Source organism: Streptomyces sp. NRRL S-118 (assembly GCF_000716335.1).
Classification (GTDB): Bacteria; Actinomycetota; Actinomycetes; order Streptomycetales; family Streptomycetaceae; genus Streptomyces.
Genome location: NZ_KL591013.1, coordinates 325840 through 341904 on the forward strand (window position 1 = coordinate 325840; position 16065 = coordinate 341904).

14 protein-coding genes are annotated in these 16065 nt (G+C 72.1%); 7 read left to right on the forward strand and 7 right to left on the reverse strand.

What is annotated here, in order from left to right; genetic code table 11:
* Positions 1-100 precede the first annotated feature (100 nt).
* On the forward strand, positions 101-670 hold the full coding sequence (locus tag IH00_RS0122785) for a GNAT family N-acetyltransferase (protein ID WP_031076480.1): 570 nt from the start codon (positions 101-103) through the stop codon (positions 668-670).
* A gap of 48 nt (positions 671-718) precedes the next feature.
* Positions 719-1885: a winged helix-turn-helix domain-containing protein gene (locus IH00_RS0122790; protein ID WP_031076488.1), complete on the forward strand. Its 1167-nt coding sequence runs from the start codon at positions 719-721 to the stop codon at positions 1883-1885.
* Here the strand turns inward: IH00_RS0122790 and IH00_RS0122795 are convergent, their stop codons facing one another.
* The 7 genes from IH00_RS0122795 to mtnA all read right to left on the reverse strand — a co-directional run bounded on the left by IH00_RS0122795 (position 1886) and on the right by mtnA (position 10397).
* Positions 1886-2671, reverse strand: coding sequence for a response regulator (locus tag IH00_RS0122795; RefSeq protein WP_031076490.1), 786 nt, complete (start codon positions 2669-2671; stop codon positions 1886-1888).
* A 196-nt stretch (positions 2672-2867) separates the two neighbouring features.
* The gene (gene hpf, locus IH00_RS0122800) at positions 2868-3557 is read right to left on the reverse strand and encodes a ribosome hibernation-promoting factor, HPF/YfiA family (protein WP_031076492.1); all 690 of its coding nucleotides are present in this window, start codon (positions 3555-3557) and stop codon (positions 2868-2870) included.
* A 335-nt stretch (positions 3558-3892) separates the two neighbouring features.
* Positions 3893-4597 carry a ComF family protein gene (locus IH00_RS0122810; RefSeq protein WP_031076496.1) on the reverse strand — a complete coding sequence of 235 codons (705 nt, stop codon included), beginning with the start codon at positions 4595-4597 and terminating at the stop codon, positions 3893-3895.
* Positions 4598-4679: 82 nt separating this feature from the next.
* Positions 4680-6527 (reverse strand): LpqB family beta-propeller domain-containing protein, encoded by a 1848-nt coding sequence (locus tag IH00_RS0122815; RefSeq protein WP_031076498.1) that lies wholly within the window; start codon positions 6525-6527, stop codon positions 4680-4682.
* The gene (gene mtrB, locus IH00_RS0122820) at positions 6517-8550 is read right to left on the reverse strand and encodes an MtrAB system histidine kinase MtrB (RefSeq protein WP_078887905.1); all 2034 of its coding nucleotides are present in this window, start codon (positions 8548-8550) and stop codon (positions 6517-6519) included. Before mtrB ends, IH00_RS0122815 begins: the two co-directional genes overlap by 11 nt.
* A gap of 1 nt (position 8551) precedes the next feature.
* Complete coding sequence (mtrA, locus tag IH00_RS0122825; protein WP_199819794.1) at positions 8552-9241, reverse strand: two-component system response regulator MtrA; 690 nt, start codon at positions 9239-9241, stop codon at positions 8552-8554.
* 4 nt (positions 9242-9245) lie between these two features.
* Positions 9246-10397 carry an S-methyl-5-thioribose-1-phosphate isomerase gene (gene mtnA / locus IH00_RS0122830; protein ID WP_031076504.1) on the reverse strand — a complete coding sequence of 384 codons (1152 nt, stop codon included), beginning with the start codon at positions 10395-10397 and terminating at the stop codon, positions 9246-9248.
* Between the two features lie 174 nt (positions 10398-10571).
* Between mtnA and IH00_RS0122835 the strand changes: the two genes are divergently transcribed.
* The 5 genes from IH00_RS0122835 to IH00_RS0122855 are packed head-to-tail and all read left to right on the forward strand — an operon-like array spanning position 10572 to position 16008.
* Positions 10572-11783, forward strand: a complete 1212-nt coding sequence (locus tag IH00_RS0122835; protein ID WP_031076506.1) for a DUF7847 domain-containing protein — start codon at positions 10572-10574, stop codon at positions 11781-11783.
* Between the two features lie 4 nt (positions 11784-11787).
* Positions 11788-12489 (forward strand): DUF4129 domain-containing protein, encoded by a 702-nt coding sequence (locus tag IH00_RS0122840; RefSeq protein ID WP_031076513.1) that lies wholly within the window; start codon positions 11788-11790, stop codon positions 12487-12489.
* Positions 12486-13706: a DUF4350 domain-containing protein gene (locus tag IH00_RS0122845; protein ID WP_031076517.1), complete on the forward strand. Its 1221-nt coding sequence runs from the start codon at positions 12486-12488 to the stop codon at positions 13704-13706. Before IH00_RS0122840 ends, IH00_RS0122845 begins: the two co-directional genes overlap by 4 nt.
* On the forward strand, positions 13703-14686 hold the full coding sequence (locus IH00_RS0122850) for an AAA family ATPase (protein ID WP_031076519.1): 984 nt from the start codon (positions 13703-13705) through the stop codon (positions 14684-14686). The genes IH00_RS0122845 and IH00_RS0122850 overlap by 4 nt, the downstream gene beginning before the upstream one ends.
* An 11-nt stretch (positions 14687-14697) precedes the next feature.
* Positions 14698-16008 carry a DUF58 domain-containing protein gene (locus IH00_RS0122855; RefSeq protein WP_031076521.1) on the forward strand — a complete coding sequence of 437 codons (1311 nt, stop codon included), beginning with the start codon at positions 14698-14700 and terminating at the stop codon, positions 16006-16008.
* Positions 16009-16065 lie beyond the last annotated feature (57 nt).

Below are 16065 nucleotides of genomic sequence, written 5' to 3' on the forward strand. Positions count from 1 at the left end.
CGACCGCCGCCCGCAAGGAGAACGCACGGGACGCGCCTAAGGTGCCGCCGAACCCGAAAAGTGTTCGCCCCGCGCCACTCCGTAGCAGCAGAATCCCGTCATGGAGCCCCTCACCCTGACCACCGGACGCCTGTTGCTGCGCCCCTTCGCCCCGGACGACGCCGACGCCGTGCACGCGGCCTGCCAGGACCCCGCCATCCAGCGCTGGACGAGCGTCCCCTCCCCGTACGAGCGGGAGCACGCGCAGCACTGGACCCGCGTGGTCGTACCGGACGACTGGCACACCGGCCGGTCCCTCGACTTCGCCGTGGTGACCCCGGCCGACGGCTCCCTGGTGGGGGCCATCGGGATCCGCGGGACGGGCCCGGTGCGCGAGGTCGGCTTCTGGACGGCCGCCGGGCACCGGGGCAACGGCTACACCCTCGAAGCCCTCACGGCCCTCGCCCGGTGGGCCTTCACCGAGCAGGGGTGCGGCCGGCTGGAATGGCGGGCCGAGGTGGGCAACGCGGGCTCGCGCGCGGTCGCGGAGAAGGCCGGCTTCCGGGTGGAGGGCGTGCTGCGGGCCGCACTTCCCAACAAGGGCACGCTGCGCGACTGCTGGGTCGGCGGGCTGCTCCCCTCGGACCTGGGCCTGCCCGGCGCCGACCCGTACCTCCCGGCCGGGGACTGACTGTCAGTGCCCCCGTCTATCGTGCCGGGCATGACGACCGTGCGGACCATGACGCCCCTGCCGCCTCCCACCGCGGAACTCTCCTTTGACGAGGCCCGTCGTATCGCGCTGCGCGCCCAGGGTTTCCTCGGAGCGCCGGACCGCCGGGCCGGCGTGCGCGGCGTCCTGCGCCGGCTCGGGGCCGTCCAGCTCGACACCATCTCGGTGCTGGCCCGCTCCCACGAGCTGATCCCGTACGCACGCCTCGGCGCGATCGGCCGGAAGACGGTCGAGGAGGCGTACTGGACGGAGGGGCACGCCTTCGAGTACTGGTCGCACGCGGCGTGCATCCTGCCCGTCGAGGAGTGGCCGCACTTCGCCTTCCGCCGCCGCGCCTACCGCTCCCGCCCGCACTGGTACCACGACCTGCCGGACGGCGCGTACGACGCGGTGATCGCGCAGTTGCGCGCCGAGGGCCCGCTGACCGCCACGGAGCTCGGCGGCGCCAAGAACGGCGGCGAGTGGTGGGACTGGTCGGAGTCGAAGGTCGCCGTCGAGCGGGCACTGATGTACGGGGAGGTGGTGTGCACCCAGCGGCGCGGCTGGAAGCGGGTGTACGACCTGGCGGAGCGGGCGGTCCCCGGCCATCTGCTCCACGACGAGCTGGACGACGCCGAGTGCCTGCGCCGTCTGGTGCGGCTCGCGGGGGAGGCGCTGGGCGTGGGCACGCGCGCGGACATCGCCGACTACCACCGGCTCAAGGGCGAGCAGTTCGACGCGGTGGTCGCCGACTCCGGCCTGGTGCCGGTCCGGGTGGAGGGCTGGGACAAGCCCGCCTGGGCCGACCCGGCGGCGCTGGCGAGCGAGCCGCGCGGCCGCCACCGTACGACGCTGCTGTCGCCGTTCGACTCGCTGATCTGGGAGCGGGCGCGCACGGAGCGGATCTTCGGCTTCACGCACCGGCTGGAGGCGTACGTCCCCAAGCAGAAGCGCATACACGGCTACTTCGCGATGCCGCTGCTGGCGGGCGGGAAGCTGCTGGGCCGGGTCGACCCGGCGCGCGAGGGGACGACGCTGGTGGCCAGGCAGGTGTCGCTGGACTCCCCCAAGGCCGTCGGTCCCATGGCGCAGGCGCTGCGCGAGGCCGCCGAGTGGGTGGGCTGCGACGCGGTACGGGTCGAGCGTGTCGACCGCCCGGAGCTCGCCACCGCACTGGTCGCGGCCCTGGACGGCTGATCACCTGATCTCGAGGATCTTCTCCCGCATCGCGTAGACCACCGCCTCCATCCGGGAGTGCAGCTGAAGCTTCTCCAGGATGTTGCGGACGTGGTTCTTCACGGTGTTCTCCGAGATGAACAGCTCCTTGGCGATGTCCTTGTTGTTCATCCCGGTGGCGACGAGCTTGAGGACTTCGAGCTCACGGTCCGTCAGCCGGGGCGCGGGCACCAGGCGGCGCTCGTCGGTGCGCTGGATCATCGACTTGAACTCGGTCAGCAGCTTGGACGCCATCGACGGGCTGATCTGCGACTGCCCGTCGGCGACCGCGCGGATCGCGGTGGCCACCTCGTCGGTGGAGATCTCCTTGAGCAGGTAACCGGTCGCACCCGCCTTGATCGCGTCGTAGAGGTCGGCCTCCTCGTCGCTGATCGTCAGCATGATGATCTTGGCGCTGGGGGCCACCTCCTTGATGGAGGTGCAGGCCTCGATACCGCCCCGCTTGGGCATCCGCACATCCATCAGGATGATGTCGGGCAGCAGGTCGGCGGCCTTGTCGACGGCTTCCGCGCCGTCGCCCGCCTCACCCACCACCTGGATGTCCTCCTCCTGCGCGAGGACGATCTCCAGGCCGCGCCGGAAGAGCGCGTGATCGTCCACGACGAGCACCCTGATGGGCTCCTTGCGATACGTGGACGCACCGCCGTCGTCCGCGGTCCCGTCACCCGGGCCGCCTCCGGCATCCGTCCCGCCCGCCGGGGCGTCGGAGCCGCCCGGGTGGTGCACCGGGCCGAAGCTGTCCGCCATCGTTCCTCCCCCTGAAGGCCTGGACCGGAGTCCATGTTCGGTCCGCCAACCGCAGGTCCTGGAGCACCGGTTGGCGTGGGACGCCATGATTTCATGCCCGGGAGGCGACGTGGTGCTCCCGCGGTCGCACAGTGGTGCCCCTGGGGGCGCACGGGGCGCTCCAGGGGCACCATCTGGGGACGGGACCGGCTACCGGTCAGCCGCCGAGCGCGCCACCGGCGCCGCCCGCCTCGGAACCGGCCAACGGGTCGTTCTCGAGCTGGATGACGCCGTAGTCGTACGCGTGGCGGCGGTAGACCACACTGGGCCGCTTGGTCTCGGAGTCGACGAACAAGTAGAAGTCGTGCCCGACCAGCTCCATTTGGTAGAGCGCCTGGTCGAGCGGCATCGGAGCGGCCTTGTGCACCTTCTCGCGGACCACCAGGGGTCCTTCGCCGCGCACTTCGAGCGGCCCGACCTTGGTGGTCGGAATCTCGTCCTGCCGCTCCTCGGTGGCGGTGGCGCCGTTGCCGTTCATCTGTGCCACGCCCGGGACGGCGGTGGGCACCTCGGCCGCGGACAGGCGGCCGTTGCCCCGGCGGGTGAAGCGCTTGTCGTGCTGCTTGCGCAGCCGCGCCTCCAGCTTGCTCGTCGCGAGATCAAGCGCTGCGTACGGGTCGCCGGCTGCTGCTTCCGCCCGGATCACCGGGCCGCGGGAGTGGAGCGTGATCTCCACGCGGTCGGACCGGTCGGCCTGCCGCGGGTTGTGCTCCTTGGACACCTCGACGTCGAGGCTGATCACCTTGCTGTCGAGCTTCTGGATCTTCTCCGGATTCAGCTTCTCGGCGACGTGCTTGCGGAACCGCTCCGGCACCTCGGTCTTGCGGCCCTTGACGACGATGTCCACGCAGAACTCCGTTCCCGGATCGCTGCGCCGGCTCACCGGCCGGCGAGCATCTCCCTTTTGCACCAGACCCCGGTGAACACCGGAGTCTCGGACTTCGCGACTTTCACCTCCTCCTCCCCAGTGGACGAGCTTTCCACCCCACCGAATTTCGACGTCCTGCCGATTTTCCGGACACGGTCCGGGAGCGCGGCCGTGCTTGCGGTGAAGCGTGGCTTGCCGCCATTCCTCACAACCGAACATAGCTCGCTCGGACGGATGTCGGCACCCGCTACCAGCACGTACGTCCAATCGGGTGCTTTTCTTCCGTCACTGACTGCAACGAAGCGGAACGCCGGTCAGTTCCTGATCGCTTCGGCCGTTTCGAATGCCGACGGCGGCGCGGCGATCACGGCGGCGCCCACGTGCCCCGGCAGCGCCCGGGCCGCTTCGACGAGCGAGGCCCCGGTCGTCATGAGATCGTCGACGAGGACGGCCCGGCCCTCCGCCAGGACCCTGCCCGCCCCTGCCGCCACCTCCAGCGCCCCCGCCATGTTGACCAGCCGCTGCCGGGCGTCCAGCCGCGACTGGTCGGACACCGCCCGCCGCTGCCGCAGCACCGGCAGGGCCCGCGCCGCCGTACCCGTACGGCGCAGCTCCCCGGCAGCCGCCAGCGCGATCCGCCGCGTCGCATCATGGCCACGTGACCGGAGGGCGCGCCGCGAGGACGGCACCGGTACCAGGAGCAGCGGCCCGGCCGCACTCCCCGCAGAGGGCGCCGCAGCCGCCCTCACGGCCCCGGCCAGGGCGACGCCGAGCGGCTGCGCGAGGCCCAGCACCCCGCGCTCCTTGTGTCCCAGCAGCACCGCCCGTACAGCGTCGACGTACGGCGCGGCCGCATGCACCACCGGCAGGCCCGGCGGCTCCGGCGCCGGCCGCACCCGGCGCACCCGCCCGCACAGGGCCCGGCCGCACTCCTCGCACAGCGGTGTCCGCGGGCGGCCGCAGCCGCCGCAGGCGACGGGCAGCACGAGCCCGGCGATCTCCCGCCACCATCCCCGCATGACGGCCACTGTGCCGCCGGCCGCGGAGCACCCGCCAGCCCTGTGGAAAACCGCGGCCCCGGCCCCGTACGGCGTCGCGGTGTCAGCCGGGGTAGACCGGCGCCGTGCCCTTGGCCATCGGCTGCCAGTTGCCGCCGGGCTGCAGACGCACGATCCCGTCGTCGGAGGCCGCCACCAGGGGCACCCGGTCGTCGTTGGCCGCCGCCACCGCCTTGACCTGGTTCAGCCCGGGGAGCCCGGCGGTCGACGTGGAGCCGTCCGTCTGGAGGTAGCGCACCTGCTGCACGCCGCCCGCCAGCTTGCCCAGCATCACCAGCCGGCTCGGCCCGGCCCAGGAGACCGAGTCCACCGCCTCCATCCGCGGGGCGACGGACTGCAGGTCCACCACGGCGGCCGACTGCTGGGCGCCCGAACCGTGCCGCTGGACCCGGCCGATGTGCAGGGTGGTCCTGCCGTCCTTCTCCAGGAGCAGCGCCATCCGCACCCCGTCCTCCGAGACCCGCAGCGCCTCGATCCGGACTCCGTCGGCGAGCCATGGTGCCGTGACCGTCAGGGGCTGGCCGGAGCCTCCCGGGACCAGCAGCAGCCGGGGCCTCGCCCGGTCGCGGTCGGCCACCCACAGATCGCCGCGCCCGTCCCAGGTCGGCGCGGACAGCCGCTGCTCCGGTCCGGCGCCCCGGCTCTCCACGAGCGGTTCCGGCAGCTCGGTGTCGGAGACGATCGACGCCACCCGCAGCTGGCGCCCGTCCTGCGCCACTCCGGCCGCGTACCGCTCGTCCCGGGCGACGGCCACCGCGCCCACCTTCGTCGCACCGCTGCCGAACGGTCCGGGCACCCGCTGCGGATCGCCGACGTCCTTGGCCGTGGCGTCCAGCCTCGCCAGTTGGCCGGCCGCGTCGATGAAGTACGGATTCTTCGGCACGGGAGCGGTGGGATCGGCCATGAAGTCTTCCTTCTGGCTCTCACCGAGCACGCACAACCGCGAACCGTCCGACCGCTGGAGCTCGACCTGCTCCACCCTGGTGGACGCCAGGTCCCCGACCGTGAAGAGCAGTTGCGCCGCCATCTTGCGGCACTGGTCCTGCCCGACGTTGTCGGCCTTCTTGTTGAGCGGCACCTTCAGCGTGTTCTGGTCGTCGGGAGTCAGCGACTTCACGTCCTCCCGCAGCGCCGCACCGGTCGGGAAACGCGAGTCGACCACCGGCTTCAGCCAGTTCGTCGGCCCTTCGAGCAGCGCCGTGACGGTCTGCGCCACGGGGTCCATCCGCGTGACCGGGTCCTGCCGCTGCCAGATGTACACCGGGTCGGCCACGACCCACTTGCGGCCGGAGGCGAAGTAGTACTTGTTTACGGAACGGTAGTTGCGCAGGAAGTCCGACTCGCTGAGCACCAGCCCCGGCGGCAGACTGTCGATGCGCCACTCCTTGCCCTTGCCCTCCGCGGCGGGGACCTGCACCAGGCGAATCGTTCCCGTGTACTCGGTCGGAGCCACCGGCTGGTAGGCGTGCCGGCTGTCGACGGCCGCGATCTGCTGCCCGAACAGCGGGTACAGCAGACCGGGGGTGTCCCGCTTGCCGGGGCTCGCGGGCTGCTGCGGTTCGGGTGCGGCCGCGAGCACCGTGGTGTGCTCCTCCGGCTTCCAGGTCCGCGCCGCCTCCTTCGTCAGGTACTTGCGGGCCGTCGCGAAACCGGGGTCGTCACCGGTCATCGCCTCCAGGAACCCGTCGACGATCTCGCCCGGCTGGGCCTTCTCCCGGGGCGCCACCGGGTACACCCGCACCTGGGAGTCGCCCGGGTGGGTGGCCTTCACCGCGGACACATCGCCGCTGTCCGGCATCGACGCACAGCCGGACACCAGTGCGGCGCACCCCAGCAGCGCCGCTCCCCGGCCCGTCCGACCACGCCCGTACCGACGACGCTCAGCGCCCACGAGCCGTGCCCTCCCGATCCGCATTGCGATCCCGATCCGCTTTCTGTGCCGGTACGGGGCCGTCGCCCGCCCGTTCGCCCGCCTGCCGTGCCACCACCCGGGCACCGTTGCCGGGCAGGGCCGTCGGATCCGCGGCCGGCTGACTCTGTCCCGGCCGCGGGGGTATCGGCCCGCCCGGGGACAGCGGCGGACGGCCCCCGCTCCCCTGGCCGGGCACGCCCTTCGCCCGCTCGGCGTCCTGGATCTCGGCGGCCCGGCCCTCGGCGGCCGCGCGCTCGCGGTTGCGCCGGGAGTCGTCCGGCTCCAGGGGTATCGGGGAGCCGCGCAGCGGCTCGTCCGCCGTACGCGGAAGGGTCAGCCGGAACTGGGAGCCGCCACCGGGTTCGCCCCATGCCTGCAGCCAGCCGCCGTGCAGCCGCGCATCCTCCAGCGCGATGGACAGGCCGAGGCCCGTGCCGCCGGTCGTCCTGGCCCGTGCCGGGTCGGCCCGCCAGAACCGGTTGAACACGCGCGTCGCCTCGCCGGGCTTCAGCCCCACACCGTAGTCACGCACCGCGATGGCCACCGCGCCGCCCGCGGCGGCCATCCGGACCACCACGTCCCGGCCCTCGCCGTGCTCCACGGCGTTGACGACCAGGTTGCGCAGGATGCGCTCGACGCGCCGCGGGTCGGCCTCGGCGACGACGGGCTGCTCGTCGCCGACGACGACGATCCGGCCGCCCTTGCGCTCGGCCAGCGGTTCGGCCCCGCCGATGACCCGGCGCACGACCTCCCGCAGGTCTATCGGCTCCGCGTCCAGCGCGGCCGCGCCCGCGTCGAAACGGCTGATCTCCAGCAGGTCGGCCAGCAGCGACTCGAACCGGTCCAGCTGGTCGCCCAGCAGCTCCGCGGAACGCGCCGTCACCGGGTCGAAGTCCTCGCGCGCCTCGTGGATCACATCGGCGGCCATGCGCACGGTGGTCAGCGGCGTCCGCAGTTCGTGCGACACGTCCGAGACGAACCGGCGCTGCATCCGCGACAGGTCCTCCAGCTGCTGGATCTTGAGCTGGAGGTTCTGCGCCATCTTGTTGAAGGCCTCACCGAGCCGGGCGATGTCGTCCTCACCGGTGACCTTCATCCGCTCCTGCAGCCGGCCCGCCGAGAGCCGCTCGGCGATCCCCGCCGCCATCCGCACCGGCGTCACGACCTGCCGCACCACCAGCCAGGCGATCGCGCCCAGCAGCACGACCACGAACAGCCCCGCCGTCGCCAGCGTCGTCTTGACCAGGGAGAGCGATTCCTCCTCCTGGGTCAGCGGGAAGAGGTAGTAGAGCTCGTACGAATTGCCCTCGACGTCGTTGAGCCGCTTGCCGAGCACGAGCCCGGCCTCGGAGGCCTTGCCGTCGGTGTAGTGGATCCGGGTGTACGTCTGGAACGTGCCCGTGCCCTGCGCGACGAAATCACGCAGTCCGGCGGGGATGCTCGTCGCCGGCTCCACCCCGCCCGAGGCCCGCGCACCACGGCTGGGCGCGGTGCCCGCCGAGTCGGAGCTCAGCGCCACCACGTTGAAGGCGCTCTGCCCACCGCTGGCGAGCTGCACCACCAGATCGGAACGCCAGTTCAGCGACGACGGCGCGGTCGCACCGCCCTCGCCACTGCCGACCTGCCCGTCGGGCGGCGAGCTGGCCTGGTCCTGCGCCGCGGAGAAACCGCCGGAGGCCTGGCTCTGGGCGGCCTTCTCCTTGGCGTCCAGCAGACCGTTGCGCACCTGGCCGATGACGACGATCCCGAGCAGCAGCACCACACCGAGCGACATCAGCAGCGTGCCGGCGACCACCCGCAGCTGGATGTTGCGCCGCCACAGCCGCAGAGCCGGGAGCAGCGGACGGCGCACCCAGCGCATGAGGAGCCGGAGCACCGGGCCGCCCGGTGTCCCGTCCTGGAGCAGCCGGCCGACACGCGAGGGCCCCCGCCCCGGACCGGCAGCCCGCCCCGCACGGACTCCCGGCTTCCCGGGCTTCGGAGCAGCACTGCCGCGGGACATGTCAGCTCGGTCCTGCCTTGTAACCGACACCACGGACGGTCACCACGATCTCCGGACGCTCCGGGTCCTTCTCGACCTTGGAGCGCAGCCGCTGTACGTGCACGTTCACCAGCCGCGTGTCCGCGGCGTGGCGGTAACCCCAGACCTGCTCCAGCAGCACCTCACGGGTGAAGACCTGCCACGGCTTGCGGGCCAGCGCGACCAGCAGGTCGAACTCGAGCGGCGTGAGCGCGATCGACTGTCCGTCGCGCTTGACCGAGTGGCCTGCCACGTCGATGACGAGATCACCGATGGTGAGCTGCTCCGGAGCGGGCTCCTCCGACCTCCGCAGCCGGGCCCGGATGCGGGCGACCAGCTCCTTCGGCTTGAACGGCTTGACGATGTAGTCATCGGCACCGGACTCCAGCCCGACCACCACGTCGACGGTGTCGCTCTTGGCGGTGAGCATCACGATCGGCACCCCGGACTCGGCCCTGATCAGCCGGCAGACCTCGATACCGTCACGGCCGGGCAGCATCAGGTCCAGCAGGACCAGGTCCGGCTTGACCTCCCGGAAAGCGGCAAGGGCCTTGTCGCCGTCCGCTACGAACGACGGCTCGAAACCCTCACCACGCAGCACAATCCCGAGCATCTCGGCCAGTGCGGTGTCGTCGTCGACGACAAGGACACGTCCCTTCATAATCGACATCATCCCATTAGCTAATCGTTACCTGGCGTGACCTGGCACACAGCTCGGCGATTCCTCCCGCGGTCACCGGCGACACGGCGCCCTCCTCCGTGACGATGGCCGTCACCAGTTCGGGCGGCGTGACATCGAACGCCGGATTGTAGGCCTGCGTTCCGAGCGGAGCCACCGGCAGCCCGCCACCCGTCACACCATGCGCCACCATGACCTGCGGCGGCGCAGTGAGCTCCGTCACTTCCTGCCCCGACCGCTGCTCAACCTCTATCGACGCGCCGTCCGGAGTGCTGAGATCGATCGTCGTGAGGGGCGCGACCACGATGAACGGGACATGGTGGTACTTGGCCATTACAGCCAGCGGATAGCTCCCGATCTTGTTCGCCACCGACCCGTCTGCGGCGATCCGGTCCGCGCCTATCAGTACGGCATCCACCTCCCCGGCCGCGAACAGCGAGCCGGCGGCATTGTCGGTGAGCAGCGTGTACGCCAGCCCGTGCCGGGCCGCCTCGTACGCGGTGAGCCGCGCGCCTTGCAGGAGCGGCCGCGTCTCGTCCACCCACAGGCGCCGCAGCCGGCCCGACCGGTGCGCGGCCAGCGCCACGGCGAACGCGGTGCCCTCGCCGCCCGAGACGAGCGCCCCGGTGTTGCAGTGCGTCAGGATCCGGTGGCCCCCTCCCGGCAGCAGCTCGTCGACCAGCGCCAGCCCGTGCGCCGCCATACGGGCACTGGCCTCGGCGTCCTCCCGGTGCAGCGCCCGCGCCTCGGCCAGCGCCGCTTCGGCCGCCTGCTGCCTGTCCGCGCCCTTCTCGAGCGCCGCCCGGTACGCGCCGGCCACTCGCCGCACCCCGTGGCCGAGGTTCACGGCGGTGGGCCGCGCCTCCGCCAGCAGGGCCGCGGACTCCTCGACGTCGAAGCCCCGGGCGGCGGCCAGCGCCACCCCGTAGGCACCGGCGATGCCCAGCAGCGGCGCCCCGCGCACGGCGAGGGTCTGGATGGCCCGGACCAGGGCGTGCACGTCCGTACAGACCAGCTCGACCTCCTCCGCGGGCAGCCGCGTCTGGTCGAGGAGTACGACCACTGGGCCCTCCGGGGGTTCCTCCCATCGCAGCGCGGGCAGCGCAGGCGGCTCGGTACCGGACGGTGTCTGTGCGTACTGATCAGCCATCCGCCCAGTCTGCCCGCTGATGCACCGACAATGAAGGTGCCGACGGGTTCCGGGCCCCCGCCCGGCGGCGGACGGCGCGTGGCACGATGGCTGCCAACCCGCCGGGCGGCCCGGCACCGTGACCGAGCCGGCTCGACGAGCCGGCCCCGCGACGAATGCACGAGGTGGACGACCGTGAACAACACTCCGGGCTGGGCCTCGCCCGGATCCTCCCCCTCCGACGAGCAGGGCGCCGGTGTCCCGCGACCCGCGCAGCCCGCCGACGAGCAGGGCGCGGGCTCGCAGTGGTCCAAGGACCAGCCGCCCGCCGGCCAGTGGTCCCCGCCGTCCGCTCCCGGCCCGGCCGGGCCCGGTCCGGCTCCGGCACCCGGCTGGGGCGGTGGACAGCACCAGGGCGGCTGGGGACGGCCACCGGCGGCCAAGCCCGGAGTGATCCCGCTGCGCCCGCTCGGTGTCGGAGAGATCCTCGACGGCGCGGTCTCCACCCTGCGCGCCCACTGGCGCACGGTGCTCGGCCTCACGATCACCGTCTCGGTCCTGATCCAGATCGGCGACATCCTCGTCCAGCGCTTCCTGGTCCCGCGGGTACCCGAGGTCGATCCCGAGGCGACGCCGGCCGAGGCGCTGGCGCAGTCCGTCGAAGCAGCGCAGGCGAGCCTCATCGGTCTGTTCCCGACCATGGCCCTCAGCCTCATCGGCACGCTGGTCACCACCGCGCTGCTCACCGTCGTGATCAGCCGCTCCGTCCTGGGGCGGCAGGTGAGCCTCTCCGAGGCCTGGGCCGAGGCCCGGCCTCGGCTGCCTCAGCTCCTCGGGCTGACGCTGCTGCTGCCCCTGATGAGCGCCGGGATCATGACAGTGGGACTGCTCCCCGGACTGCTCACCGGCTCGGCCCCGCTCGCCGCCCTGGGCGGCCTCGCCGCCTTCGTGGTCATGATCTGGCTGATGATCCGGTTCAGTCTCGCCTCCCCCGCCCTGATGCTGGAACGGCAGGGCATCCTCCCGGCCATGCGCCGCTCGGCGAAACTCGTCCGCGGCGCCTGGTGGCGGGTGTTCGGCATTCTGCTGCTGACCATCCTGCTGCTGTTCCTGGTCTCCATGATCATCGCCATTCCGTTCAGCATGATCGGCCTGGCGGTCGACGGCGAGGGCATCAGCGGTCTGCTCACCGGCAGCCAGCCCGAGTTCGGATGGGCGTTCCTGATCATCACGGGAATCGGCGCGGTCATCTCCTCCGCGATCACCTACCCGATCTCCTCCGGTGTCACGGTCCTGCTCTACGTGGATCAGCGCATCCGCCGCGAAGCCCTCGACCTCGAACTGGCCCGCGCCGCGGGCGTGGCCGGATACGGCTCCGCGCCCGGCGACACCACGCCCAGGAGCTGATGCGGTGCTCACCACGGGGGGCCCGACGACGGCGCGGCCGCTGAGCCGCGCCACCGACGACATACCGGTGGACATCCCCCGCGTCCCCGCCCGCGAGGCGGCGGAGCGGGAGCTGTCCAAGACGATGTACCACGAGAACGACCCCAACATCCTCCAGCGCGCCCTCGACCGCTTCTGGGAATGGGTCGGCGACATCTTCGACTCCGCGTCCGCTGCCACCCCCGGGGGGCTGCTGGGCATCGTGGTCATCGCTCTGGTCGTCGTGGCACTCGTCGGGGCCCTGTGGTGGCGGCTCGGCACCCCGCACCGCACCGCCGTCCCCGCGGACTCCCTCTTCGACGACCGCCCTCGCAGTGCCGCCGAACACCGCGCCGCCGCCGAGAAGCACGCCGCAGCCGGCCGCTGGAACGAGGCCGTCCAGGAACGGATGCGCGGGATCGTCCGCTCCCTGGAGGAACGCACGTTCCTGGAGCCGCGCCCGGGCCGCACCGCCGACGAAGCCGCCGCCGAGGCAGGCCGCCCGCTACCGGACCACGCGGACGAGTTGCGATCCGCCGCCCGCACCTTCGACGACGTCACGTACGGCGGCCGCACGGCCGACCCGTCCGCGTACCAGCGCCTCAAGCGGCTGGACAACGCCGTGGAGCGGGCGAAGCCCCAGCTGACCGGTGCCGGGCGGGGAGCAGAGGGCGGAGCAGCGGAATGACCGGCACCACTCCCACCTCCCTGTCGCTGACCCCACGCCACATCTGGTCCCGCACGCGGGGACTGCTGCTCGCCGTCGCCATCCTCATCACGGCCGGCATCGTCATGGCCCTCGTCCGCTCCGGTGACCAGCATGGACGGCTCGACCCGCGCTCCGCCGACCCCAACGGCAGCCGCGCGGTGGCCGAACTCCTCGACGCCCAAGGGGTCACCACACGCGTGGTCACCACACTCGACGAGGCCACGACCGCCGGCAACGCGGACACCACCGTCCTCGTCACCGACCCCGACCTCCTGACCGGACATCAGCAAGCCGCTCTCCGGAGCGCCATGGATGCGGCCGGTGGGCGTACCGTCCTCGTCGCTCCCGGCCGGCCTTCCCTCGACACCCTGGCGCCCGGGGTGAGCGCCGACAGCCGCGCCCCCGTCGAGACGCGGACTCCGCAGTGCACCCTGCCCCTCGCCCAGCGCGCCGGCAGCGCCGAGTTGGGAGGCGAGCGCTACGCCACCGACCTCCGCGACACCGACGGCTGCTACCTGAGCGACGGACTTCCCACACTGCTCCGCATCCAGGGGCACGCGGACAGCGACACGGTCCTCCTGGGTGCTGCCGACATCCTCTACAACGAGCATCTCGCCAAGGAGGGCAATGCCTCCCTCGCCCTCCAACTCCTCGGTTCCCGCCCTCATCTCGTCTGGTACCTCCCTTCGCTGAGTGACCCTTCTGCCGCCGAAGGCGGTATCGGCGGAGAGGACGGCGGACGTGGCGGTGACACCTCGTTCATCGACCTGGTCCCCTCCGGCTGGCTCTGGGGCACGCTCCAGCTCACCCTCGCCGCCGTCCTCGCCGCCATCTGGCGAGGCCGCCGCCTCGGCCCCCTCGTGATGGAACGTCTTCCGGTGGCCATCCGCGCGTCCGAGTCCACCGAGGGCCGCGCCCGCCTGTACCGCAAGACCAACGCCCGCGACCGCGCGGCAACCGTCCTGCGCACGGCGACCCGTACCCGGCTCGCTCCCCTCCTGGGCGTGCCTCCCACGGCCGCCCATTCCCCCGACTCCCTGCTGCCCGCGGTCTCCGCCCGACTCGCCGGCGCGGGCGACACCACGGAGTTCGACCTCAGAACGCTTCTCTTCGGCCCGGTCCCCACGGACGACGCCGCTCTCATCCTTCTGGCAGACCAACTCGACGCCCTCGAAAGAGAGGTACGCACCTCATGAGTGCCCCGACCCCCGAGATCCCTGAGAACTCGGACAGCGCCCGCGCCTCCCTGGAGGCCCTGCGCACCGAGATCGCGAAGGCCGTGGTCGGGCAGGACCCCGCTGTCACCGGTCTTGTCGTCGCCCTGCTCTGCCGGGGCCACGTCCTCCTCGAAGGCGTTCCGGGTGTCGCAAAGACGCTGCTCGTCCGTGCGCTCGCCGCATCCCTCGAACTCGACACGAAGCGCGTCCAGTTCACCCCCGACCTGATGCCGAGCGACGTCACCGGTTCGCTGGTCTACGACGCCCGCACCGCCGAGTTCTCCTTCCAGCCCGGTCCCGTCTTCACCAACCTGCTGCTCGCCGACGAGATCAACCGGACACCGCCCAAGACGCAGTCCTCCCTCCTGGAAGCGATGGAGGAGCGCCAGGTCACGGTCGACGGCACGCCGCGCCCGCTGCCGGAACCCTTCCTCGTCGCCGCCACCCAGAACCCCGTCGAGTACGAGGGCACCTACCCCCTGCCCGAAGCACAACTGGACCGGTTCCTGCTCAAGCTGACGGTGCCTCTGCCGACGCGCGACGACGAGATCAACGTCCTGACACGCCACGCGGAGGGCTTCAACCCCCGCGATCTCAAGGCCGCCGGAGTACGGCCTGCCGCGGGACCCGCCGACCTCGAGGCCGCCCGGGCCGCCGTCGCCAAGACCTCGGTCTCCCCCGAGATCGCCGGCTACGTCGTCGATATCTGCCGCGCCACCCGTGAATCCCCCTCCCTCAGTCTCGGCGTCTCACCGCGAGGCGCCACCGCCCTGCTCTCCACCGCACGTGCCTGGGCCTGGCTCACCGGCCGCGACTACGTCATCCCGGACGATGTGAAGGCCCTGGCCCTTCCCACCCTGCGCCACCGCATCCAACTGCGCCCGGAGGCCGAGATGGAGGGAGTCACCGCAGACTCCGTGATCACCTCGATCCTGGCCCACGTACCCGTCCCCCGATGAGGCTGTGACCCGTGGCCCTCACCGGACGAACCGCGCTCCTCGCCGCCATCGGCTCGCTTCCCGTCGGCATCCTGGCCCCCAGCTGGACCGGGATGCTGGCGGTGAACGCGCCCCTCTCACTCGCAATTCTGTGCGACTACGCTCTCGCCGCGCCAGTGCGAACGCTTCGATTCACCCGAAGCGGTGACACAAGCGTTCGACTGGGTGACGAAGCGGAAGTTCATCTGACCATCGCCAACCCTTCCCGCCGCCGACTGCGCGCCCACCTGCGCGACGCCTGGCCGCCCAGCAGCTGGCTGCCCGGTACCGAGCAGTCCGCGTCACGGCAGACACTCACCATCCCGGCCGGCGAGCGCCGACGTCTCACCACCGTCCTGCGCCCCACACGCAGGGGCGACCGGCACGCCGAACGCATCACCGTCCGCTCCTACGGCCCTCTCGGCCTGGCGGCCCGCCAAGGCAGCCACCGGGTGCCTTGGACCCTACGAGTGCTTCCGCCTTTCACCAGCCGCAAGCATCTGCCTTCCCGGCTCGCCCGCCTGCGCGAGCTGGACGGCCGGACCAGCGTGCTCACCAGAGGCGAGGGCACCGAGTTCGACAGCCTCCGCGACTACGTACCCGGCGATGACATCCGCTCCATCGACTGGCGTGCGACCGCGCGCCAGACCACGGTCGCCGTACGGACGTGGCGTCCGGAACGCGACCGCCACATCCTCGTCGTCCTCGACACTGGCCGCACCTCGGCCGGTCGTGTCGGTGACGTTCCGCGCCTCGACGCGGCGATGGACGCCGCGCTCCTCCTCACCGCGCTCGCCACGCGAGCCGGTGACCGCGTCGACCTGCTCGCGTACGACCGCCGCATCCGCGCGCGCGTCCAGGGCCGCTCCGCCTCGGACATCCTCCCCGCCGTGGTGAACGCGCTGGCACCTCTGGAACCGGAGCTCGTGGAGACCGACGCCCGTGGTCTCAGCTCAACAGCCTTGGCGCATGCACCGCGCCGCTCGCTCATCGTCCTGCTGACCAGCCTGGAAGCGGCCCCCATCGAGGAGGGCCTCCTCCCGGTCCTGCCGCAGCTCACACAGCGCCACACGGTGCTGGTGGCCTCGGTCGCGGATCCGCACACCGAGCAGATGACCCGCGCCCGCGGATCCATCGACGCCGTGTACGAAGCCGCTGCCGGCGCTCAGGCACAGGCCCAGCGCCGCCGCACCTCCGAGCAGCTTCAGCGCCACGGCGTCACGGTGGTGGACGCCGGCCCGGACACCCTCGCGCCGGAGCTGGCGGATGCGTATCTCGCGCTCAAGGCTGCGGGGCGCCTCTGAAAAACGACTCGTGGGGAATGGTCCTGGCTGCGGCCCCCAGGTCCGCCCCCACATGAC